Below are 22,395 nucleotides of genomic sequence, written 5' to 3' on the forward strand. Positions count from 1 at the left end.
ACCATGCCCGTCCTCACCGGAGGCCAGATCGTCGCGCGGACCCTGCGCAACTACGGGGTCGACGTCGTCGCCGGCATCCCCGGCCACGGCATCTGGTCACTGACCGACGCCTTCCTCGACGACGAGTCCAGGATTCCCTTCATCCAGACCTTCCACGAGCAGAGCGCCGTCCACCTCGCCGACGGCTACTACCGCGTCACCGGCCGCCCGCAGGCCGCGGTGACCTCCATCGGCGCCGGCGCGAGCAACACCGTCATCGGCATGGGCACCGCGTTCACGGACTCCACCAGCGTTCTCGTCGTCACCGGCGGCCCGCCCACCCACATGCGCGGCCACGGACTGCTGCAGGAACTCGACCGCTACACGGCGAACGACTTCCCCAAGGTGGCCGAGGCGGTCAGCAAACGGCACTGGGTCGTCACCCGGGTCGAGGAGCTCCCCTTCGTCCTGCACCGCTGTTTCAACTCCATGCTGACCGGCCGCCCGGGCCCGGTGCACCTCGAAGTCCCCATGGACGTACAGGCCGAGGCCGCGAACGTGGACCTCCACGACCTGGAGCGGCGCATCCCGGTCGGCCGCCAGCACCCCGACCCGGAGGCCGTGGACCGCGCCGTGGACGTGCTGCGCGCGGCCACCCGGCCGGTCATCGTGGTCGGCGGCGGTGCGATCACCTCCGAGGCGTCCGACCAGGTCCTCGCGCTCGCCGAGAAGTGGCAGATCCCGGTCGTCACCACGTGGAACGGCAAGAGCGCCTTCCCCGAGGACCACGAGCTGTTCGCCGGCAGCGTCGGCCAGACCGGCACGATGACGGGCAACGCCATCGCGAGCTCCGCCGACGTCGTGATCTCCGTCGGCTGCCGCTTCACCGACTGGTCGGCCTCCAGCTACGCCAAGGGCGTCAGCTTCTCCATCCCGCCGGCGAAGCTCATCCACATCGACATCGACCCGCACGAGATCGGCAAGAACTACCCCGCCGAGGTGGGCATCGTCGCGGACGCGCAGCGCGCCGTGGCAGCCATCGTGGACTCCCTGCCCGGCCAGGGCGTCGACCGCTCCGAGTACCTCGCCGAACTGGCGCAGCTGAAGCAGGACTGGGAGAACAAGCTCGCCGGCCGCCGGGACAGCGACCGCTTCCCCTTCACCTCCCAGCGCCCGCTCGGCGCCCTGCGCAACGTGCTGCCGCGCGACGCGATCATCGTCGCCGGTTCGGGCAACACCCAGGGAGCGGTCAAGCAGACCTTCCCGGTCTACTCCCCGCGCACCCACCTCACCTCCGGCGGCTTCTCCTCCATGGGCTGGGCCGTCCCGGCCGCCGTCGGCGCCAAGCTGGCCCGGCCCGACAGCCCCGTGGTGTGCGTCCTGGGCGACGGCGACTTCCTGATGACCGCCCAGGAGATCGCCCTCAGTGTCACCGCCGACGCACCGGTGATCTTCGTGGTCCAGAACAACGCGGGTTACATGTCGATCCGCGGCGGCCAGCGCAAGCAGACCTCGCGGCACATCGGCACCGAGTTCTCCCACCCCGACGGCTCGCCGTACAGCCCCGACTTCGCGGCCATGGGCCGGGCCTTCGGGATCGAGTCGTGGAAGGTCGACGACGCCGAGTCGCTGGAGCCGACGCTGCGCAAGGCGGTCCGGTCCGGGGCGCCCGCCCTGGTCGAGGTCCCCACGGACCGTGACGCCGCGGGCCCCTGGGTGCCCGGCTGGTGGGACTTCCCGATCCCGGCGTACATCACCGACGAACGCCAGGACGAGTACGACCGCATCCGGGCCACCGAGCAGCACCTCTGACACGGCACCACGTCCGCAGCCCGTGCCCCCCCGGGGGATGCACGGGCTGCGGGCGGCCGCGGAGCGGACGGTCCGTCAGACGGTCTGGACGAGCGTGCCGCCGTCCTCGAGTGCGGCGACCTCCCCGGCGGCCGCGGTGGTGTCCGTGACGAGGGTGTGCAGGAGGGACGCGGGGCCGACGTGGGCGTAGGCGGTGTGGCCGAGTTTGCTGCCGTCGGCGGCGGCGACGACGCGGCGGGCGGACGCGATACCCGCCTTCTTCACCGCGGCGTCGTCGAGGTCGTAGGCGGTCAGGCCGTCGGCCGCGGTCAGCCCGCAGCAGCCGATGACGGCGGTGTCGAAGCGCAGTGCGGCCAGGGAGGCCAGGGTGAGGGGGCCGGTGAGGGCCCCTTCGGCGGCCCGGGGCTGTCCGCCGGGCACCACCAGGGTGGCCGGGCCGGGTGTCTCACCGACCAGGTGGATGGCCTGCAGGGACAGGGGCATCACGGTGACGGGCCGCTCGCGCAGGAGGCGGGCGACCTCCAGGCAGGTGGTGCCGCTGTCCAGCAGGACGCTCTCGCCGTCGGCGATGAGGGCGGAGATCCGGGCGGCGATCCGGCGTTTGGCGTCGATCGCCTCGTGGGCGCGCAGCGCGAAGGGGGGCTCCTCGCCCCGGAGCAGCAGGGTGCGCGCCCCTCCGCGGACGCGTTCCAGGACGCCCTGGGCGGCGAGGGTGTCGAGGTCGCGCCGGATGGTCATCTCCGAGGCGCCGGTCAGCCCGGCGAGTTCCTGGACCGTCGCGCCTCCGGAGTCCCTGACGGCCTTCGCGATCAGCCCGTGCCGGTCTGCGTTGCTCATACCGTGATTGAACACCACCGTGAAATGAACAACAATTCTGTTAGTTAGCAGGGTTTCCGAACACCAGAAATGTTCGTTACGCTGGGCGGTATGGAACGTTCCCTGCCAGCCGCCCGTGTAGCGACCTATGTCTACTTCGTCCTGTACGGCACCTTGCTGGGCACCTGGGTGGTGCACATCCCCGCGATCGAGGAACGCGTCGGCATCAGCCACGCCACCCTCGGCGGCCTGCTGGTGGTGCTCGGTCTCGGGGCCTTCGTGGGCATGCAGGTGGCGGGTCCGCTGACGGACCGTCTCGGCACCCGCGTCGTGGTGCCCGCCGGCGGAGTGCTCTGCGGTGCGACCCTGTTCCTGCCCGGTCTGGCCCAGGACCCGTGGACGCTGGCCGGTGCGCTGCTGGTCTTCGGGCTCTGCAACGGCTGCCTGGACGTGAGCATGAACGCCCACGCCGTGCACGTGGAGAAGGCGTACGGCCGCCCCGTCATGTCCGGCTTCCACGCCACGTTCTCCGTCGGCGGTGTCCTGGCCGCCCTCGCCGGAGCGGGCGCGGCGAGCGCCGGACTGCACCCGGCCGCGGGCATGGCCGCCACGGGAGCCGTGGGCGTCGTGATCTCCCTGGTCTCGGCACGCGCCCTGCTGCCCGCCGCTCCCGCCGTCGAGAGCCCCGGCTCCGCGTCGGAGACCGGGACGTCACCGGCCGTCGAGCGCGGCGGCCCCACGGGCCGGGTCTGGCTGCTGGCCGGGCTGGCGCTGATGGTGATGCTGTGCGAGGGCGCCGCCAACGACTGGAGCGCCCTGCACATGAGGGACGTCCTGGGCGCGTCCGCCGGTGCCGCGGCCTTCGCGTACGGCACCTTCGCCGCGGCGATGACCGCCGGCCGCCTGCTGGCCGACCGCTTCGTCGCCCGGTTCGGGTCCCTGGCGATCCTGCGCCACGGCGCCCTCATGGCCGCCGCCGGCATCACCCTCGTGGTGCTCGGCCCGTGGATGTGGGCCGTGTTCACCGGCTGGGCGCTGTTCGGACTGGGCCTGTCCGGCTGCGTCCCGCAGCTGTTCAGCGCGGCCGGCCACGCCGATCCCACCGCCGCCGGGGCCAACGTCTCCCGCGTCGCCGGACTCGGCTACGTCGGCATGCTCGCGGGCCCCGCCGTGATCGGCTGGCTGACCCACGTCGTCGCCCTCAACCACGCCTTCGTCCTGTTGACCCTGCTGTGTGTGACCACCGCCGTGGGCGCCGGTGTCCTGCGCACCGGATCCGACGACAGCACGCGCCGGCCCGAGATGGCGGCCGGCACCCACTGACCGCTTGTGCGGCACGGTCCCTGACAGCCGTGCCGCACAAGCTCGCCTTCCCCCGCCTCACCCGAGGTCGGGGGCGAACACGCCCTCAGCCGGCCGAAGGAGTCCCCGATGTCCGAGTCCCCCTCACGTCCCGCCCCCAGCCGCGTCGGTGTCATGCTGCCGCTCGACCTCCCCGTCGGCGAGGTGCTGCCGTATGTCCGGCGTGCCGAGGAACTGGGGTTCGACCAGGTCTGGGTGGTGGAGGACCTCGGCTGGCGAGGCGGTGTCGCCCAGGCCGCCACCGTCCTGGCCTCCACCACGCACCTCACCGTCGGGATCGGGATCATGCCCGCAGGCGCCCGCAACGTGGCCTTCGCCGCGATGGAACTGGCGACCCTCGCCCAGCTCCACCCCGGCCGGCTCGTCGCGGGCATCGGGCACGGCATGCCCGGCTGGATGCGCCAGGCCGGGTCCTGGCCCGCCAGCCCCCTGACGCTGATCAAGGAGTACGCGAGAGCGCTGCGCCTGCTCATCGCCGGTGAGCCCGGCCCCGCCAACGGCCGGTACGTGCGCTGCGAAGGCGTGGTCCTCACCGAGGTCCCGGACCTCGTGCCCCCGGTGATCCTGGGCGTCCGCGGCCCCAAGTCGCAGGCCGTGGCGGGCGAGGTCGCCGACGGGCTCCTCCTGGCCGAGCCCGCCGCACCCGGCTACATCACCGCCTCCCTGCACAACCTGGGCCCCGCCGCCTCCACGGGCTCCCCGGAGATCGTCGTCTACGACGCCGCCGCCGTGGACGACGACGAGGAAGCCGCCCTGGCCCGCGTCCGCGCCTCCCTGGAATCGGTCGGTGAACCGCAGTGGGCCGCGCACATCGACCCCCTGCCCTTCGCCGAGGAACTGCGCGCACACCGCGCCGTCAGCCCCGACGCCCGGCACTTCGCCCGGACGATGCCCGCCGACTGGGTCCGTGCGCTGAGCATCGCCGGCACCCCCGCCCAGGCCCGCAAGGCGATCGAGGCCCGCCATGCGGCCGGCGCGACCAGCGTCGTCCTCGCTCCGGCGGGCCCCGATCCCCTGGCCGCGCTCGACTCGCTCGCCCGCGCCCTCCCCCACCGGCACTGACCCGAACCCCCGAGCCCCCCAAGGAACCCGACACCCTCATGCCCACCGACCGCCGCCGCATCGTGCTCTTCGACCTCTTCGGGGTCATAGCCCGCCACCAGCGCCCGGGCGCCCTGGACAAAATGGCCGCCCGCTGCCACACCCCCCTGGACGCCTTCACCACGGCCTACTGGACCCACCGCCCGCCCTACGACGCCGGCCGGCTCACCGCGTCCGCGTACTGGACCCACGTACTGCACGACCTGTCCCGCCCCGCCGACGCCGACACGATCGAAGAGCTGCGGCTCACCGACATCCACAGCTGGTCCCGCGTCGACGAGCGCATGGTCGCCTACGTGCGGAACCTGCGGGAGCGCGCCCGGGTCGCCCTGCTGTCCAACATTCCCGCGGACCACGCGGACGCCTTCCTCGCCGCCCAGTCGTGGCTGTACGACCTCGACCACGTCGCCTTCTCCGGAAAGATCGGTGCGGCCAAGCCCGAGCCGGCCGCCTTCCAGCACTGCGTCATCGCCCTGGGGGCCGCGCCCGCCGACTTCCTCTTCATCGACGACCGCGAGGAGAACGTCAGCGCGGCGCGGGCCGTCGGCCTGGACGGGCATGTCTTCACCGGCCAGGACGGACTGGCGGCCGCCGTCGACGCGTGGCTGCCTCGCTGATCATCTCAACAGGCGAGACGCTCATACCGGAAAACAAGACGGCTGACATCGTTGCATCACCCATGTTTCACACGTGAAAGACCGAGCGATGCCAGCTACCGATCCCGCCCGCACGCCCGTCAACCCGCGGTCCCGCGTACTCGTCGCCAGCCTCATGGGCACGACGATCGAGTTCTACGACTTCTACATCTACGCGACCGCCGCGGTGCTCGTCTTCCCTCAGCTCTTCTTCCCGAGCAGCGACCCGACCACCGCGCTGCTGTCGTCCTTCGCGGTCTTCGGCGCCGCGATGGTGGCGCGCCCGGTCGGCGCCGTCGTCTTCGGACACCTCGGTGACCGGCTCGGCCGCAAGAAGACCCTCGTCGTCTCGCTGCTGACCATGGGCATCGCCACCTTCCTCATCGGTGTCCTGCCCACCTACGCGCAGGCCGGCTGGCTGGCCACCGCGCTGCTCGTGCTGATGCGGCTCGCGCAGGGCTTCGCGCTCGGCGGTGAGTGGAGCGGCGCCGCCCTGGTCGCGACCGAGAACGCCCCCAGCGGCAAGCGCGCCCTGTACGGCACCTTCCCGCAACTGGGCGCCCCGCTCGGCTTCATCATCGGCAACGGCCTGTTCCTCGTCATGGGCGCGCTGCTGCCGTCCGCGGCCGGCTCCGACCCCTCGCAGCCCTCGGACGCCTTCGTCAGCTGGGGCTGGCGCGTGCCGTTCCTGTTCTCCGCGGTGATGGTCGCGATCGGCCTGTGGGTGCGCTCCCGGCTCGTGGAGTCGGCGGTCTTCGCGAGGACCCGCGAGTCGGGCGGGGTGCGGCGGCTGCCGCTCGTCACGGTGGTGCGCAGCCACGGCAAGCAGCTGGTCCTGGGCACCTTCATCATGCTGGCCACCTACGTGCTCTTCTACCTGATGACCACGTTCTCGCTGAGCTACGGACGTGCCGCGAAGGACGCCGCCGTGCCGGGACTCGGGTACGACTACACCACGTTCGTGCTCATGATGATCTTCGGTGTGCTGTTCTTCGCCGCCTTCACCCTGGTCTCGGGCCCGCTCGCGGACCGGTACGGGCGGCGCACCACGCTGATCTGGATCACCGCCGCGATCGTGGCCTTCGGACTGGTCTGGGTCCCGCTGATCGGTCTCGGCACCCTCGGCGTGGTGCTGTGGCTCGTCCTCGGCTTCACCCTGATGGGCATGACGTTCGGGCCGATGGGTGCGCTCCTGCCCGAGCTCTTCCCGACCAGCGTGCGCTACACCGGCTCCGGCATCGCGTACAACGTCAGCTCGATCCTGGGAGCGGCGGTCGCCCCGTTCATCGCCGTGGCGCTGTGGGAGGCGGGGGACGGCTCGCCCTGGCTGGTCGGCGTCTACCTCTCGGCGATGGCGGTGCTGACGCTGATCGCGCTCCTGCTGGGCAAGGAGACCAAGCACGTCTCCCTGGACGACCGCGAGACCGCCGCCGACGACGCGAGCCGGGCTCCGGCGGGCTCCCCCGCCCCCTGACGCCGCTCCTCTCACCGACCCTCAGACCGACCGGCGCTCACCACCGCCGGGTCGCGAGCCCCCTCGCGCCCGGCGTACCGCCACCGTCACCGGGCATAACGACATCCCCCGGCCCGCTGGGACTTCAGCCCCGCCTGCACCAAGGGAGCCCCCATGCTGCGCGGCATCGACGTGAGCGCCTATCAGTCCTCCTCCTACAGCACCGACGGTCTCTCCTTCGTCTTCGTCAAGGCGACCGAGGGACGGTCCTACGTCAACCCGAAACTGGCCGCCCAGACGAAGCGCGCGCGGGACGCCGGGCTGGTCGTCGGCTTCTACCACTTCCTGTGGCCCGGCAACCTCACCGCCCAGGCCGAGTACTTCGTCGGCAAAGCCCCGGACCGGCCGGGCGACATCCTCGCCGTCGACTGGGAGACGACCGGTGAGGGGACACACGCGAGCAACGCCGAGAAGGACCGGTTCCTGCGGAAGCTGAAGGAACTGCGGCCGGACAACCGGGTCGTCCTCTACGCCAACCGCGACTTCTGGCTGAACGTCGACACGACCTCCTACGCGGGCGACGGCCTGTGGATCGCCGACTACGTCGCGGCGGGCAAGCCCCGCATCAAGGCCAGGTGGCGCTTCCACCAGTACACCGACGACCCGCTGGACAAGAACGTGGCCGCCTTCGACAGCAGGGCGGCGCTGCGCAGATGGGCCGGGGACGCCTGAGCGGCGGGGTGTCTCAGCCGCTGAACTCCGGCGTGCGCCGCGGGGACGCCGCCGCGAGGGCCTTCCTGACGGCCTCCACGCCGTCACGCAGGCCGTAGACCGGGGTACCGGGCTGCTGGCGCCAGGATTCGTCGATGCCGCCCGCGTCCACGGTGTCGAAGCCCAACTCGTCGATCAGCTCCCGCACCGTGCGCTTGGCCGCCTCGTCGTCGCCGGCCACCGGCAGGGCCATGCGGCCGGGGTCGCCCGCGGGGAGCGGGCGGTCCAGGATGTCCTGCGCGTAGGTGCCGTTGAAGGCCTTGACGACCGGGTGGCCGATCCGGCGTTCCGTCCAGCGGCTCTCGGTGAGGCCGTCATCCTCGATCGCGGCGATCCTGCCGTCGCGCTCCCGGGGATAGTAGTTGCCGGTGTCGATGACCGCGACGCCGTCCGCCGCGCCGTCGAGCAGGCCGGAGGGAAGGTCCGGGACCGCCTTCAGCGGGACGGTGACGACGACGATCTCGGCGCCCCGGGCGGCCTCCCCGACGGTCACGGGCGTCGCGCCGGTCTCCTCCGCCAGGGCCGTGAGCGTCTCGGGGCCGCGGGAGTTGGCGACGGACACGTCGTGACCGAGGGCGGTGAGCCGCCGGGTCAGGTTGCCGCCGATGTTGCCCGCTCCGATGATGCCGATCTTCATGTCCTCGCCTCGCCCTTCGGGGGGTGAACAGCGCCTCGTGGAGTCTCGTGACCTGGCAACCCCCGGAGAGGGCGGGCTATTCCGGGCAGGTGAAGGGGCCTTCCGGGTACGGCGAGGGGCCCGGTCCGGGATCGTGGACCGGGCCCCTTCGCTCACGGGCGGCGAGCGGTGCGCCTACTTGTTCAGGTAGGCCCAGAACTCGTCGAAGCTCAGCCGCTTGTCGCCGTCGAGGTCGCGGGTCTTGATGACGACCTCGGCGACCGACTCGGTGACGTTCCAATCGCCCGACCGGGCCAGGGCGGTCTTGAACTCGGCAGCGGTGATGAATCCGTCACCGTCCGTATCGATCCGCTCGAACTGCTTGCGTGCTTCCTCGATGTCCGCCACCGATCCGCCCCTCATCTCGTGCTGTGCGTCCTCGTGACGCAGGTCTGACGGTGGTCAGGTTAACCGGCCGTGGCCGCCTCCGGCGCGGCGGCACCGGGCGAGCGGAACTCCGGGCGAGTGGGTCCGGCCGTGCAGGTCACCGGGCCGGTACCCGTCCCTGCCCGGTCGGCCTCCGAGGCGGGCCGCACACGGCTCGGCCGCCCTTCACCGGAAGACGCCCGTATGGCCGAGCGAGTAGCGGCCGGGCTGGGGGTAGACCGCGAGGCCGTGCGGGCCGCTGCCGACCGGGATGCGGGCCAGCTGGGTGCCGGTGCGGGTGTCGACGGCGTACACCTCGGCGTCGTAACGGCCGGACAGCCACAGCACCTTGCCGTCGGCGGAGACGCCGCCCATGTCGGGGCTGCCGCCGTCGGGCAGCTGCCACTTCTTGGTGAGCTTGCCCTGGGTGAAGTCGAAGATCGAGATCGTGCCCTCGCCGCGGTTGGTCACGTACATCTCGCGGGAGTCGCGGCTGACGTAGAGGCCGTGGCAGCCCTTGCCGGTGGGCATCAGGGTGGGCTCGGTGAACTTGTCGCCGTCCAGAACCCACATGCCGTGGGCCATCATGTCGGCGATGTAGAACCTCTTGCCGTCGGGCGAGACCTTCACGTCCTGCGGCATGGCGCCCTGGAACGGCAGCCGCTGCTGACCGACGACCTCCATCTTCTCGGTGTCGACCTTCAGCAGCTCGCCGCTGAACTCGCAGGAGACGATGAAGTAGCGGCCGTCGAGGGAGAAGTCGGCGTGGTTGACTCCGTAGCAGGAGACCGGGACCGTCTTCCTGATCTCCATGGTGTGCGGGTCGCGGAAGACCAGCTCGCGGTCGAGGGAGGCCATGACGACGGCGTATCTGCCGTTGGGCGTGAAGTACAGGTTGTACGGGTCGTGGACCTCGACGTCCTTGCCCGCCTTTCCGGTCTTCGGGTCGATCGGCGTGAGGGTGTGGCCGCGGTTGTTGTTGACCCAGAGCGTCTTCAGGTCCCAGGAGGGCACGACGTGCTGGGGCTGCCGGCCCACCCGGATCGTCTCGGTGACCTCGTACGTCTTCGGGTCGATGACGGTGACCGTGTCGGACTCGGTGTTGGGGACGTAGACCCGGGACGGGAAGTCCCTGACCACCGGGGACAGTTTGTTCGGGCGGTCGGCCGCGTACACGTCCTCGGGGTCCAGGACCGGCGGCATGCCGGGCAGGCCCTGCACGGGCTTCTTCTCGGGCGGGAGCGGTACGGCGGCCTTGGTGCCCGGCGCCTCGGGGGGCCGTTCCCCCCTACCGGTGCCACAGGCGGCGAGGACGGCGAGGACGGCACCCGCGACCAGGGTGCTCTTGAGGAGATGGGGGCGCATTGCACCATTTAATGGGCGCCATGGAGGGAAACGCGTGATTCGTCCGTCCGGCGACCGGGTGAGGCATCGGGCGTGCTCAGCGGTCGGTGACCCGCATCTCGAACCAGGTGGTCTTGCCCCGGGGCAGGAGGTCGACCCCCCAGCGGTCGGCCAGCTTGTCGACGAGGAACAGGCCGCGCCCGCTGATGTCCGTCTCCTGGACGGGCATCAGACAGGGCAGTCCGCGGGAGGGGTCGCGGACCTCGACGCGGATCCAGCCGCGGCGTCGGTGCAGACGTAACCCGAAGACCCGGGCACCGGTGTGGCGCACGGCGTTGCCGACCAGTTCGGAGACGAGCAGGACCGCGTCCTCGGTGGTCTTGGGGGTGAGCCCCCAGTGACGCAGGATCACGACCTGGGTGAGCCGTCTCGCGGTGGCCGCGGACTCCGGGCGGGAGGGCAGCGGGACCTCGGCCTCCGTCGGGTTGCCGTACAACTCCAGTGCTTTCAGAGCGTGTTCGTCCTCGACGGTCGGCGACCAGCGCGCCGCGGCCGCATGTGCGTGTCCCCGCGGCTGTCCCATACCCTCCAGCCCCGCCATGCCCCCATCATGGCCGCCCGCAGCGCCCGACGGGGCCGTTCCCGGGGAATACACCCCGGGGAACGGACGGCGAACAGAGGATCACCTGTCATATGCCGCAGGCATCTCGAAGCCTTCGGCACCCCGTCCGACCTGCTGGAACGCAGAATTACGGGGTAATCGCCGGACTCTCCCGTTCCGGCACGCTTAAGGTTGCCTTAAGGCTCCCATAAAACGCCCCTTCGAGGGACTCGGGTCAGACACGACGTCAATGGCAAGCCCCTGGAGGAAGGTTCAGAGGAACTTCGCCTTGCCCGGCCCCTCCTCCACGAAGCTGCGCATCCCGCGCTCGCGGTCCTCGGTGGCGAACAGACCCGCGAACCAGTTCCGTTCGATCGCGAGGCCCGTGTCGATGTCCGTCTCCAGACCCGTGTCGATCGACTCCTTCGCGGCCCGCAGCGCGAGCGCCGGGCCCTGGGCCAGCCTCGCGGCCCAGGCGTGCGCCTGGGCGTACACCTCGTCGGCGGGGACGACCCGGTCCACCAGGCCGATCTCGCGGGCCTCGTCGGCCTTCACCATCCGGCCCGTGAAGATGAGGTCCTTGGCCTTGGAAGGTCCGACCAGGCGGGCCAGGCGCTGGGTGCCGCCGGCGCCGGGGATCAGGCCGAGCAGGATCTCCGGCTGGCCGAGCTTGGCGTTCTCACCGGCGATGCGGAAGTCCGCGCACAGGGCGAGTTCACAGCCACCGCCCAGCGCGTAGCCCGTGACGGCCGCGACGACCGGCTTGGGGATTCTGGCCACCGCCGTGAACGAGTCCTGCAGGGCGCGGGAGCGCAGCACCATCGCGGTGTGGTCCATCGCCTGCATCTCCTTGATGTCCGCGCCGGCCGCGAACACCTTCTCCCCGCCGTAGAGCACCACCGCCCGGACGTCCTCGCGCCGCGTGGCCTCCTCGGCGAGTTCCTTCAGCCGGTCCTGCGTGGCGATGTCCAGCGCGTTCATGGGCGGGCGGTCGAGACGGATCGTGCCGACGCCTTCAGCGACTTCGAGAGAGACGGTCATAGGCAGCAGGTTAACGGGGGCTAACGCTCGGGGCCCCGGTGCGGTCGGTCACACCGGGGCCCTCGTGCCGTACGCGAGGGAGAACTACTTCTTCCACTTCTCCCAGGACATGTTCCAGCCGTTGAGCCCGTTGTCCGGGTCGACGATCCGGTCCTCGGAGTTCTTGACGACCACCACGTCGCCGATCATCGAGTGGTTGAAGAACCACGCGGCCGGCACCTTCTTGTCCCAGCCGCCGCGCACGTCGCGCAGGCCGATGCAGCCGTGGCTGGCGTTGTAGTTGCCGAAGGCTCCGCTCGCCCAGTAGTTGCCGTGCAGGAAGGTGCCGGAGGTGGTCAGGCGGACGGCGTGCGGGACGTCCTTGATGTCGTACTCACCGCCGTAGCCGACCGTCTCGCCGTTCATCCGGGTGACCGTGAGCATCTCGCTGATGACCATCTGGCCGTTCCAGGTCTCCATGCCGGGCTGGCCGGTGGTGACGGGGATGGTCTTGATGGTCTTCCCGTCCCGCATGACCTTCATCGTGAGCTTCTTGGCGTCGACCACGGAGACCTGCTCGCGGCCGATGGTGAACTTCACGGTCTTGTCCTGCTCGCCGTAGACGCCGGAGCGGCCCTCGACGCCGTCCAGGTTCAGGTCGACGGTCACCTTGGTGCCGGGCTTCCAGTACTTCTCCGGCCGGAAGTCGAGGCGGTCGTTGCCGAACCAGTGGCCCTCGACGTCGACGGCCGGCTCCGTGGTGATGCGGATGGCCTTCTCGACGTCCTCCGGTGCGGTGATGCCCCGGGAGAAGCGGATGGAGAACGGCATCCCGACGCCGACCTTCGACCCGTCCTCGGGGGTGAAGGTGCCGGTGAAGGTGTTCTCGGGGGTCAGCGTGGTGAAGCCCGCGTCCTCCGCGGCCGTGCGGCCCTCGGAGTCCTTGGCCACCGCGTGGACCGTGTACTTCGTGGCACCGGCCAGGTGGGTGGACGGCGTCCAGCTGGCGCCGTCCCCGGATATCTCGCCGCGAACCTTCCTGCCCTCGGCGTCCTTGACCTCGACCTCGGTCAGCTTCCCCTTCGTCGCGGTGACCTTCAGCGCACCGCTGGTGTCGACGGACTTCGCCCCGTCCTTCGGGGTGATGCCGACGACCGCCTCGGACTGCTTGCTCTGCGCGCTGCCCGAGTCCTTGCCCTTGTTGCCGCCCTCGCCGGAACCGGAGCCGGTTCCCCCGCCGCCGCACGCCGTGACGGCGAGGAGCAGCACGCCGATCGCCGACGCGAGCACTCCGTTCCTGCGCCCAACCGACGCCCCCGATATCGGTCGCCCGTTCACGTGGTTCTCCCCTCCCAGGGCCTGGTCAGGCCCGCACCCCGCGCGTCCCCCGCGCGTCGGCGCATAGTAACCACATGGCACCGGCCACCGGCGGCCCGCGATTGTCACCGTTCGGTCCCAACGGATCACAGGCCAACGCGCCCCGCTGTCCTGTTACTTCACCGCACTGCCCGCCTTCCATGCATTCCAGCCCATATTCCATCCTCCGAGCCCGTTGTCGGGAGAGACCTTTTTGTCATTGCTGTTGACGACCTCCACCACGTCCCCGACGAGGCTGCGGTCGAAGAACCAGCCGGCCGGGGTGTCCGAACTGCCGCCCTTCACATCGCGCAGTCCGATGCAGCCGTGGCTGACGTTGGTACGGCCGAACACCGAGTGGTGCGCCCAGTAGTTGCCGTGCAGGAAGGTGCCGGAGTCGGTCAGGCGCATGGCGTGGGGGACGTCGGGGATGTCGTACTCGCCTTTGCCGTCGCGCGTCTTGAAGCCGACGGTGGCACCGTTCATCCGGGTGACGTCGAGCATCTCCGTGACCACCATCTTGCCGTTGTACGTGGTGTGCAACGGCGCGCCCGCCGTGACGGGCACGGTGGCCAGGGGCTCACCGTCGCGCCGGACCTCCATGGAGTGCGCGGCGGCGTCGACCACGGAGACCTGGCTGCGGCCGACGGTGAAGGAGAGCGTCTTGTGCTGCAGGCCGTAGACCCCGGGCGCGCCCTCGACGTCGCGCAGCCGCAGGGCGACGGTGACCCGGGTGCCGGGTTTCCAGTAGTCGGCGGGGCGGAAGTCGAGGCGGGTCCTGCCGAACCAGTGCGGGCGGACCTCGACGGCCGGGCGGGCGGTGACCCGGACCGCGCGTTCGACGGCGGCGCGGTCGGCGATCGGGCGGCTGAACTCCAGGGAGACGATCATGCCGGTGCCGACCGTGGCGCGGTTCTCCGGGGCGACGTAGCCGATGAAGCGTTCCTCGGGGACGTAGGTGGTGAAGGTGGTGTGCCGGGCCGAGCGGCGCCCGTCGCCGTCCACGGCCACCGCGTCGACCGTGTACTTGGCGGCCAGCGCGAGCTGCCGCTCGTCGGGTTCCCAGGTCAGGCCGTCGGCGGAGAGGTGCCCGGGCACCGGGGTCTCCTGGGCGTCCTGCGACCGGACGACCTTCACCTTCTCCAGCCGGCCGTCGGGCACGCGCACCCGCAGCGCCCTTTCGGGGCGCACACCCCTGCTGCCGTCGCCGGGCGAGACCTTGATGACGTCCTCGGGCGCCGGGGGCGCGCCGGGGGCCCCGGTGACCCCGCCCGCGTCGTCCGAGGTGCACCCCGCGGCCCCGGCGAGGAGCCCTGCCCATGTCACTACGGCGGCCAGCGCGGCCCTCGCGCGCCGCGCGCGCCCTTGTACGTGCCTCACGCGGTGCCCAACGACCGGTCGCGTCCCCGGGAAACGACCATGCCCGCCCCCGGGGAAACGTGAGTGCGACCCAAGCTCTGGGCAGAACAGTGGGGAGGACGACGCGCAGGGGAGCCGCGACCCGGGCCGCAGCACAGGGCCGCACCCCTCTGTCCCCCGTCGTCCCACGAGCCGGTGGGAGGCTGACAGGTGTCCAGCGCAGCCGAGCAGGAGGCGGTGGCCGGTCATCGGGCCACCGGGAACGGGCGCCAGGCCGCCGCCGTGAACGGCACGCGCAGGGCCGCGCCGCCGCCCACCGTGCCGGCGTGGCCGGGTGCGCCGACCCCGCTGGGCGCCCGGTTCCGGGTCGGTCCGGACCGGGTCGCGGGCACCAACTTCGCGTTGTGGGCGGGCGGGGCAGAGGGCGTCGAGCTGTGCCTGTTCGACGAGGCGGGCAAGGAGGCGCGGGTCCGGCTCGCCGAGCAGACCCACGGGATCTGGCACGGCTTCGTCCCGGGCGTGCTGCCCGGACAGCGCTACGGCTACCGGGTGCACGGCCGCTGGGACCCCTGGACGGGCGCCCGCTGGAACCCGGCGAAGCTGCTGCTCGACCCGTACGCCCGCGCCGTGGACGGGGACTTCGGCCTGCCGCCGGAGGTGTACGGGCACGTGCGCGACTGGCCGCAGCAGCACGTCGCCGACACCGTGCGCGACGACCGCGACTCGGCGCCGTACGTGCCGAAGGGCGTCGTCGTCCAGGACGACGACGACTGGGCGGACGACCGCCGCCCGAAGACGCCGTGGGCCGACTCGGTGATCTACGAGCTGCACGTCAAGGGCTTCACGCGGCTGCACCCGGGCATACCCGAGGAGCTGCGCGGCACCTACGCCGGTCTCGCGCACCCGGCGGCGATAGAGCACCTGGTCAGGCTGGGCGTGACGGCGGTGGAGCTGCTGCCGGTGCACCAGTTCGCGCACGAGGACCACCTGCTGCGCAGAGGCCTGAAGAACTACTGGGGGTACAACTCCGTCGGCTACTTCGCCCCGCACGCCGGGTACGCGGCCTCCGGGACGGCCGGGCAGCAGGTCGGCGAGTTCAAGCGGATGGTGCGCGCCCTGCACGCGGCCGGGATCGAGGTCATCCTCGACGTCGTCTACAACCACACCGCGGAGGCGGGCGAGCTCGGTCCGACGCTGTCGCTGAAGGGCATCGACAACCGGGGTTACTACCGCCTCCAGGAAGACCCCCGGCGCTACGCCGACTACACCGGCTGCGGCAACACCCTGCACGTGGTCCAGCCGCACGTGCTGCGCCTGATCACGGACTCGCTGCGCTACTGGGTCACCGAGATGGGCGTGGACGGTTTCCGCTTCGACCTGGCGGCGGCGCTGGCCCGCTCCATGCACGACGTCGACATGCTCTCCCCGTTCCTGGCGGTCATCGCCCAGGACCCGGTGCTGCGCCGGGTGAAACTGATCGCCGAGCCGTGGGACGTGGGGTCGGGCGGCTACCAGGTGGGGGCGTTCCCCCCGCTGTGGACGGAGTGGAACGACCGGTACCGCAACGCCGTGCGGGACTTCTGGCGGCATGCGCTGCCGGACGTGCGGGAGATGGGCTACCGCCTGTCGGGCTCCAGCGACCTGTACGCCTGGGGAGGGCGCAGGCCGTACGCGTCCGTCAACTTCGTGACCGCGCACGACGGTTTCACCCTGCGCGACCTCGTGTCCTACGAGCGCAAGCACAACGAGGCCAACGGCGAGGGCAACCGGGACGGCACGGACGACAACCGGGCCTGGAACTGCGGCGCCGAGGGCGAGACGGACGAGGAGGGGGTGCGGACGCTCAGGCGGCGGCAGCTCAGGAACCTCATGACCACGCTGCTGCTGTCGACGGGAGTGCCGATGCTGGTCGCGGGCGACGAGATGGGCCGCACCCAGCGGGGCAGCAACAACGCCTACTGCCAGGACAACGAGATCAGCTGGGTGGACTGGGAGCTGCTGGAGGACCCGGAGTGGCAGGCCCTGTTCGCGCTGACCTCCCGGCTGATCGCGCTGCGCCACCGCCACCCGGTGCTCAGGCGCCGGGCGTTCTTCTCGGGCCGGGCGCAGACCGCGGACGGGCTGCGCGACCTGGCCTGGTTCACGGCCCGGGGCACGGAGATGACGGAGCGGGACTGGTACGCGCCGGCGGCCACGCTCGGCATGTATCTCTCCGGCCGGGACATCCCGGGCCGCGACGAACGCGGGGAGCAGATCCTCGACGACAGCTTCCTGGCCCTCCTGCACGCGGGCGAGGGGCCGGTGGACTTCGCGCTGCCGGGGCCGCCGTGGGCGGAACGGTACGAGGTGGTCGTGGACACGAGCCTGGAGGAGCAGGGGGAGATACCGGGTGTGGAGCACCGCGCGGGAACGGAGATCACCCTGCCGGCGCGGGCGGTGCTGCTGCTGCGGGTGACGGGCTGAGGCATCGTCTCGCGACGAGGGCCGGGCCCGGGCGCCGCGGGCGGTCGTGAGCCGAGGTGCCGTTCCGCCGGGCGGTGGGGTGGGCGGTGCCGGGGATTGTTGCGCCGCGTTGCGGGTCCGTGAACACGGCGGCGATCTTCTTGACCCCGCCGTCGCACGGCTGGCAGCGTCGCTGCCGAGCCTCGGTTCCACCCCCCACTCCTTTCCCCCCACCCCTCCCCCCGGACCCTCCAGGACTTCCGCATGCCCGAAATATCCCGTCGTGCCCTCGGTGCCCTCGTCGGCGGTGGTGCCGTGGGCGCCGTGGCCGGCACGGCCGGTGCCGCCGAGGCGGTTCCCGTCGAGCGCCCCTTCCGGGCCCGCCCCGGAGCCGGCTCCGGACAGCGCCCCAACATCCTCGTCGTCCTCGCCGACGACCTCGGCTGGGCCGATCTGTCCTCCTACGGCGCCCCGCACATCAGCACGCCGAACCTGGACCGGCTGGCCCGCCAGGGGGTGCGCTTCACGGACGCCTACTCGGGCTCCGCGACCTGCTCCCCGACCCGCTTCAGCCTCTACACCGGCCGCTATCCGGGACGTACGAAGGGCGGGCTGGCCGAGCCGATCGCCGACCGGTCCCAGGGCCTGGACCCGAACCACCCCACCCTCGCCTCCCTGCTCAAGAAGGCGGGTTACGCCACCGCCCTCATCGGCAAGTGGCACTGCGGCTGGCTGCCCGACTTCAGCCCCACCAAGTCGGGCTGGGACGAGTTCTTCGGGAACTTCGGGGGCGTGCTGGAGTACTACTCCAAGCTCGGCCAGCTCGGCGCGTACGACCTCTACGAGGGCGACGCCGAGTACAAGGACCTCAGGTACTACACGACCGTCCTGACCGAGCGGGCGGTGGAGTACGTGCGCCGGGACCACGACCGGCCCTGGCTGCTCAACCTCAACTTCACCACCCCGCACTGGCCCTGGCTCGCCGAGGGCGACGAGGAGACCGCCGCCGGGATCGCGGCGAAGATCAGGGCGGCGCAGAGCCAGGCCGACGTCGGCAGGGCGCTGAACCACTACGACGGCGGCTCGGTCGCGAAGTACACGCAGATGGTGCAGAGCCTCGACGCGGCCGTCGGCGAGGTGCTCACCGCACTGCGCCGCTCGGGACAGGAGGAGAACACGCTCGTGCTGTTCGCCAGTGACAACGGCGGCGAGCGCTGGTCGTACCTGTGGCCGCTCAGCGGCGGCAAGTCCTCCCTCCAGGAGGGCGGCATCCGGGTGCCCGCGATCCTGCGCTGGCCCGCCCGCGTCGACGGCCGGCAGGTCAGTCACGAGCCGCACTTCTCCCCCGACTGGACCGCGACCCTGCTGGAGCTGGCCGGCGCCCGCCCCGACCCGGCGTATCCGCTGGACGGCACGAGCCTGGCCGGGTATCTGCTGCGGGGCGAGGAGCCGCCCGTGCGGGACCTGTTCTGGCGGGTGCGGGGCAACAGGGCGCTCCGGCGTGGCGACTGGAAGTACCACCGGGACGCGAAGGGCACCGACCACCTGTACAACCTGGCCGAGGACCAGCGGGAACAGGCCGATCTCGCCCCCGACCGGCCGGAGTTGCTCGCCGAGCTCAAGGCCTCCTGGGAGAAGACAGACCGGACCCTGCTGCCCTACCCGGACCAGCCGTCCCAGTCGTCTTAGCCGTCTTGGCCGTCTCAGCCGTCTTGGCCGAGGATCCCCCGCCGGTACGCCGTCGCGACCGCTGCCGCGCGGTCGTTGACGCCCAGCTTGGTGTACAGGTGGGTGAGATGGGTCTTGACCGTCGCCTCGCTGATGAAAAGTTCGCGGGCGATCTCGCGGTTGGACGTGCCCCTGGCGACCAGGGCGAGCACCTCGCGCTCACGGGCGGACAGGGGCTCGTTGCCGGGGGCCCGGACCGCGGAGACCAGGCGCGAGGCGACGGCGGGGGACAGGACGGTACGGCCCTCCGCCGCCGCCCGCACTCCCGAGAACAGCTCGTCGCGCGGGGCGTCCTTCAGCAGGTAGCCCGTCGCGCCCGCCTCGATCGCGGGCAGCGTGTCGGAGTCGGTGTCGTAGGTGGTGAGGACCAGGACCTTGGCGCGGGCGCCGGTGCGGGTGAGTTCGCGGATGGCGTCGACTCCCCCGCCGCCCGGCATGCGCAGATCCATCAGGATCACGTCCGGGTCGAGGGCCGCGGCGAGCGAGACCGCCTCGACGCCGTTCGGCGCCTCCCCGAGGACCCGGAAGCCCGGCGCGGACTCGAACATGCCGCGCAGGCCGTCCCGGACGACGGGGTGGTCGTCGACGATCAGCAGGGTGATCGGGGCGGCCCCCGTCGTGGCGTGTTCAGTCATGGCGGACCAACGGTACGCGAGCGGAGACCGCCGTACCGTGGCCCGGCTCGGATTCGACCGTGAGGGAGCCTGCGATGCGTTCGGCGCGGGCGCGCATGCCGGGCAGGCCGAAACCGCCGGTGCGCGTGCGTGCCGGGACGGCGAGCGGGTCGAAGCCGCTGCCGTCGTCGCGGATGTCGAGGATGACCTCGTCGCCGAGGAAGGACAGGGTGACGCCGACGCGGGTCGCCGCCGCGTGCCGGGCGATGTTGGAGAGGGCCTCCTGGACGATCCGCAACAGAGTGGCCGCGACCTCCTCGTGGAGTTGCTCAGCGGTGCCGGTGACCGTGAAGTCGGCGCGCGCATCCGTCCGTTCACCCCATGCGGCGACGGTCTTCTTCAGGGCTTCCGGCAGCCCGGCGTCGGCCAGCGCCACCGGCGCGAGGTTGTGCACGGAGCGGCGGGCCTCACCGAGGCTGTGCCGGGCCAGGTCCGAGGCGCGTTCGAGATGGGTGCGGGCCGTGGGCAGGTCGGGGGCGTTCGTGACGACCTGGAGCTGGGCGATGATGCCGGTCAGGCCCTGGGCGATGGTGTCGTGGATCTCGGCGGCAAGCCTTCGGCGCTCGTCGGCGACGCCCGCCTCCCGTGCCTGGACGAGCAACTGGGCGTGCAGGGCGGCGTTCTCGTCGAGGGCCTGCTGCAGGGCGGTGTTGGTGCGTTCCAGTTCGGTGATGGTGGCGGCCCGCTCACGGGAACGCTGCTCCTCCTGCTGGGCGATGTGGCCCACCACCGCCAGCAGGCCGAAGTTCGTGCCCAGCAGCACGAAGAACAGCAGCCACTGCACCCGGCCGTGGATCGGCATCCCGCCGGACTGCGAGCCCGCCACCACGACGACGGTGGCGAGCAGACCGAGCCACTGCCGGCGCCGTCCCGGGATCAGTTCGTCGCTGTCGAAGTAGCCGGCGGACGCGTAGAACCCGAAGAAGGGGTTGAGCCAGGTGAGGGCGAAGGAGAGCGCCCAGCGCAGGACGTAGTAGGCGGCTCCGCGCGGGGACGGGGTGCGCCGGCCGCGGCGGGGCCCGTGCCACAGCTGGAGCAGCACCGCGGCGACGAGCAGGGCCCCGCCCGCGTACCACTCGGCCGGGCTCACGATCAGCTCGTGCGAGGCCACCGAGAGCACGGCGGAGACGGCGAGCAGTCCGTAGACACCCCAGGTGTGGAACTGGTTCTGCCGGTGCTCGATCTGTTCGTCCGCCGGGGTCATCGCGCCATTGTGCACGGCTTCCTGCCTACTCCCAGCGGAACCTGCGCGCGGCCCCGGCCGTCAGCAGCAGCGTCCACGCCACCAGCACCCCGAGGTGGCCCCAGCCGGGCCAGTCCCCCGCCGCGGCCTGGTTCAGGGCCTCGGCCGCCGCGCCGAAGGGCGTGAAACCGACGGACCGGGCCAGGACGTCCGGCATCGTCTGCACCGGCATCCACACGCCCGCGCAGAACATGGCGGGGAAGAAGACGGCCGACCCGATGGCACCGGCGATCTTCGTCGAACGGGACAGCGCGGAGATCACCGCACCCAGCGCGAGGGCGGAGAGCACGGCCAGGAGCAGGGCGAGGGCGTATCCGAAGCCCTGGCGCGGCAGCCGGACGGCGAAGGCCAGCCGGCCGGTCGTCAGGGCGAGCAGCGCCGAGACCAGCGCGGCCCCGCCGAACAGCAGCATCTGCGCGGACAGCAGGGCGGCGGGCCTGACCGGCGTGGTGGACATGCGGCGCAGGATGCCGCGCTCGCGGTAGCCGGTGAGGGTCTGCGGCATGGCCTGGACCCCGGCCATGATCATTCCGAGCAGGACGCTCACCGGGACGTAGCCGTCGACCGGGCGCAGCCCGCCGAAGTCCGGGTCGGCCTCCCGGAAGGAGGGGATCGAGCCGAGGATCACCAGGAGCACGGTAGGGAACACCAGGACCCAGAAGAGGGCGCCGGGCTCTCTGCGGAAGAGGCGGATCTCGCTCTTCAGTACGGCCGTGTTGACGAGGGCGGTACTCATGCCGCCGCCTCCTTCGTGAGGTCGAGGAACGCGTCGTCCAGCGTGGCGTCGGTGACCCGGAGCTGGTGGGCCGTGACACGGGTGCGGGCGAGCAGGGTGATGACGGCGTTGACGGTCTCGTCGGTGCCGGACAGGATGACGCGGCCGTCCTTGTGCTGGACCGACGCGAGCGCGGGGAGCGCGCCGAGATCACGCTCGTCCAGAGGCACGGACGGGGTGAAGCTGATGACGGTGGCGCCCGCCGAGCGGCGGATCAGTCCGGCCGGGGTGTCCAGGGCGGCCACCCGCCCCTTGTCGATCACGGCGATCCGGTCGCACAGCCGCTGCGCCTCCTCCATGAAGTGGGTGACGAGCAGGACCGTGACGCCGTTCGCGCGGATGTCCTCGATCAGCTCCCAGGTGTCGCGGCGGGCGCGCGGGTCGAGGCCGGTGGTCAGCTCGTCCAGGACGACGGCTCTGGGGTTGCCCACCAGGGCGAGCGCGATGAACAGCCGTTGCTTCTGGCCGCCGGAGAGTTTGGCGAACCGGGTGGAGAGCTTGGCGGTCAGCCCGAGGCGTTCGGCGAGGGGCCGCCAGTCGAGCGGGCTCGGGTAGAAGGAGCTGTACAGCTCCAGCGCTTCGCGGACGGTGAGCTTGGCCTGGAGTTCGCTCTCCTGGAGTTGCGCGCCGAGCACCCGGCGGGTGGCCTCGTGCTCGGTGACGGGGTCGAGCCCCGCGACCCGGACGCGGCCGGAGTCGGGCACGCGCAGCCCCTCGACGCACTCCACGGTGGTGGTCTTCCCGGCGCCGTTGGGGCCGAGGATCCCGAAGATCTCGCCCTCCTCCACGGCGAAGGAGACACCGTCGACGGCGCGACGGCCGGCGTAGCTCTTGCGCAGTTCGGTGACTTCGATGACTGGTGCGGTCGGCATAGGAAGAGAG

At 71.6% G+C, this 22,395-nt stretch carries 20 protein-coding genes; 8 read left to right on the forward strand and 12 right to left on the reverse strand.

Going from position 1 to position 22,395, the window contains the following annotated elements; genetic code table 11:
* The first annotated feature begins 3 nt into the window (after positions 1-3).
* Positions 4-1,791 (forward strand): thiamine pyrophosphate-binding protein, encoded by a 1,788-nt coding sequence (locus tag ADK65_RS06655; protein WP_053668859.1) that lies wholly within the window; start codon positions 4-6, stop codon positions 1,789-1,791.
* Between the two features lie 75 nt (positions 1,792-1,866).
* Here the strand turns inward: ADK65_RS06655 and ADK65_RS06660 are convergent, their stop codons facing one another.
* On the reverse strand, positions 1,867-2,628 hold the full coding sequence (locus tag ADK65_RS06660; RefSeq protein WP_053668860.1) for a DeoR/GlpR family DNA-binding transcription regulator: 762 nt from the start codon (positions 2,626-2,628) through the stop codon (positions 1,867-1,869).
* 90 nt (positions 2,629-2,718) lie between these two features.
* On the opposite strand from ADK65_RS06660, the gene ADK65_RS06665 reads away from it, so the two are divergent.
* The 5 genes from ADK65_RS06665 to ADK65_RS06685 all read left to right on the forward strand — a co-directional run bounded on the left by ADK65_RS06665 (position 2,719) and on the right by ADK65_RS06685 (position 7,890).
* Positions 2,719-3,930, forward strand: a complete 1,212-nt coding sequence (locus ADK65_RS06665) for an MFS transporter (RefSeq protein WP_234352806.1) — start codon at positions 2,719-2,721, stop codon at positions 3,928-3,930.
* Between the two features lie 108 nt (positions 3,931-4,038).
* On the forward strand, positions 4,039-5,031 hold the full coding sequence (locus tag ADK65_RS06670) for an LLM class flavin-dependent oxidoreductase (protein ID WP_053668862.1): 993 nt from the start codon (positions 4,039-4,041) through the stop codon (positions 5,029-5,031).
* A gap of 38 nt (positions 5,032-5,069) precedes the next feature.
* Positions 5,070-5,687, forward strand: a complete 618-nt coding sequence (locus tag ADK65_RS06675; RefSeq protein WP_053668863.1) for an HAD family hydrolase — start codon at positions 5,070-5,072, stop codon at positions 5,685-5,687.
* A gap of 88 nt (positions 5,688-5,775) precedes the next feature.
* A complete protein-coding gene (locus tag ADK65_RS06680; RefSeq protein ID WP_053668864.1) occupies positions 5,776-7,179 on the forward strand; it encodes an MFS transporter in 1,404 nt (467 codons plus the stop codon).
* Between the two features lie 153 nt (positions 7,180-7,332).
* A complete protein-coding gene (locus tag ADK65_RS06685; RefSeq protein WP_053668865.1) occupies positions 7,333-7,890 on the forward strand; it encodes a glycoside hydrolase family 25 protein in 558 nt (185 codons plus the stop codon).
* Between the two features lie 13 nt (positions 7,891-7,903).
* Here the strand turns inward: ADK65_RS06685 and ADK65_RS06690 are convergent, their stop codons facing one another.
* The 7 genes from ADK65_RS06690 to ADK65_RS06720 form a co-directional block, all read right to left on the reverse strand.
* Complete coding sequence (locus ADK65_RS06690; protein WP_053668866.1) at positions 7,904-8,566, reverse strand: NADPH-dependent F420 reductase; 663 nt, start codon at positions 8,564-8,566, stop codon at positions 7,904-7,906.
* Positions 8,567-8,740: 174 nt separating this feature from the next.
* Positions 8,741-8,953, reverse strand: a complete 213-nt coding sequence (locus ADK65_RS06695; RefSeq protein WP_010041731.1) for an EF-hand domain-containing protein — start codon at positions 8,951-8,953, stop codon at positions 8,741-8,743.
* 204 nt (positions 8,954-9,157) lie between these two features.
* Positions 9,158-10,336 (reverse strand): YncE family protein, encoded by a 1,179-nt coding sequence (locus ADK65_RS06700; RefSeq protein WP_053668867.1) that lies wholly within the window; start codon positions 10,334-10,336, stop codon positions 9,158-9,160.
* Positions 10,337-10,412: 76 nt separating this feature from the next.
* Positions 10,413-10,970 carry an ATP-binding protein gene (locus ADK65_RS06705; RefSeq protein WP_107092223.1) on the reverse strand — a complete coding sequence of 186 codons (558 nt, stop codon included), beginning with the start codon at positions 10,968-10,970 and terminating at the stop codon, positions 10,413-10,415.
* 219 nt (positions 10,971-11,189) lie between these two features.
* The gene (locus tag ADK65_RS06710; RefSeq protein WP_053668869.1) at positions 11,190-11,957 is read right to left on the reverse strand and encodes an enoyl-CoA hydratase/isomerase family protein; all 768 of its coding nucleotides are present in this window, start codon (positions 11,955-11,957) and stop codon (positions 11,190-11,192) included.
* A gap of 84 nt (positions 11,958-12,041) precedes the next feature.
* Positions 12,042-13,274, reverse strand: coding sequence for a L,D-transpeptidase family protein (locus ADK65_RS06715; RefSeq protein ID WP_199825574.1), 1,233 nt, complete (start codon positions 13,272-13,274; stop codon positions 12,042-12,044).
* 153 nt (positions 13,275-13,427) lie between these two features.
* Positions 13,428-14,672: a L,D-transpeptidase gene (locus tag ADK65_RS06720; RefSeq protein ID WP_053668871.1), complete on the reverse strand. Its 1,245-nt coding sequence runs from the start codon at positions 14,670-14,672 to the stop codon at positions 13,428-13,430.
* Positions 14,673-14,861: 189 nt separating this feature from the next.
* Between ADK65_RS06720 and glgX the strand changes: the two genes are divergently transcribed.
* Positions 14,862-17,114, forward strand: a complete 2,253-nt coding sequence (gene glgX / locus ADK65_RS06725) for a glycogen debranching protein GlgX (protein WP_053668872.1) — start codon at positions 14,862-14,864, stop codon at positions 17,112-17,114.
* 243 nt (positions 17,115-17,357) lie between these two features.
* Complete coding sequence (locus tag ADK65_RS06730) at positions 17,358-18,782, forward strand: sulfatase (protein WP_053668873.1); 1,425 nt, start codon at positions 17,358-17,360, stop codon at positions 18,780-18,782.
* A 14-nt stretch (positions 18,783-18,796) separates the two neighbouring features.
* On the opposite strand, the gene ADK65_RS06735 is transcribed toward ADK65_RS06730, so the two are convergent.
* Genes ADK65_RS06735 through ADK65_RS06750 form a run of 4 tightly spaced genes read right to left on the reverse strand, consistent with a single transcriptional unit; the run spans position 18,797 to position 22,385 of the window.
* Positions 18,797-19,456, reverse strand: a complete 660-nt coding sequence (locus tag ADK65_RS06735; protein WP_053668874.1) for a response regulator — start codon at positions 19,454-19,456, stop codon at positions 18,797-18,799.
* Positions 19,449-20,699, reverse strand: coding sequence for a sensor histidine kinase (locus ADK65_RS06740; RefSeq protein WP_053668875.1), 1,251 nt, complete (start codon positions 20,697-20,699; stop codon positions 19,449-19,451). The genes ADK65_RS06735 and ADK65_RS06740 overlap by 8 nt, the downstream gene beginning before the upstream one ends.
* Positions 20,700-20,724: 25 nt before the next feature.
* Positions 20,725-21,474, reverse strand: a complete 750-nt coding sequence (locus tag ADK65_RS06745; RefSeq protein WP_053668876.1) for an ABC transporter permease — start codon at positions 21,472-21,474, stop codon at positions 20,725-20,727.
* A complete protein-coding gene (locus ADK65_RS06750; protein WP_053668877.1) occupies positions 21,471-22,385 on the reverse strand; it encodes an ABC transporter ATP-binding protein in 915 nt (304 codons plus the stop codon). Before ADK65_RS06750 ends, ADK65_RS06745 begins: the two co-directional genes overlap by 4 nt.
* Between the last annotated feature and the right edge of the window lie 10 nt (positions 22,386-22,395).

This window comes from Streptomyces sp. NRRL B-1140 (assembly GCF_001280065.1).
Taxonomy (GTDB): domain Bacteria; phylum Actinomycetota; class Actinomycetes; order Streptomycetales; family Streptomycetaceae; genus Streptomyces.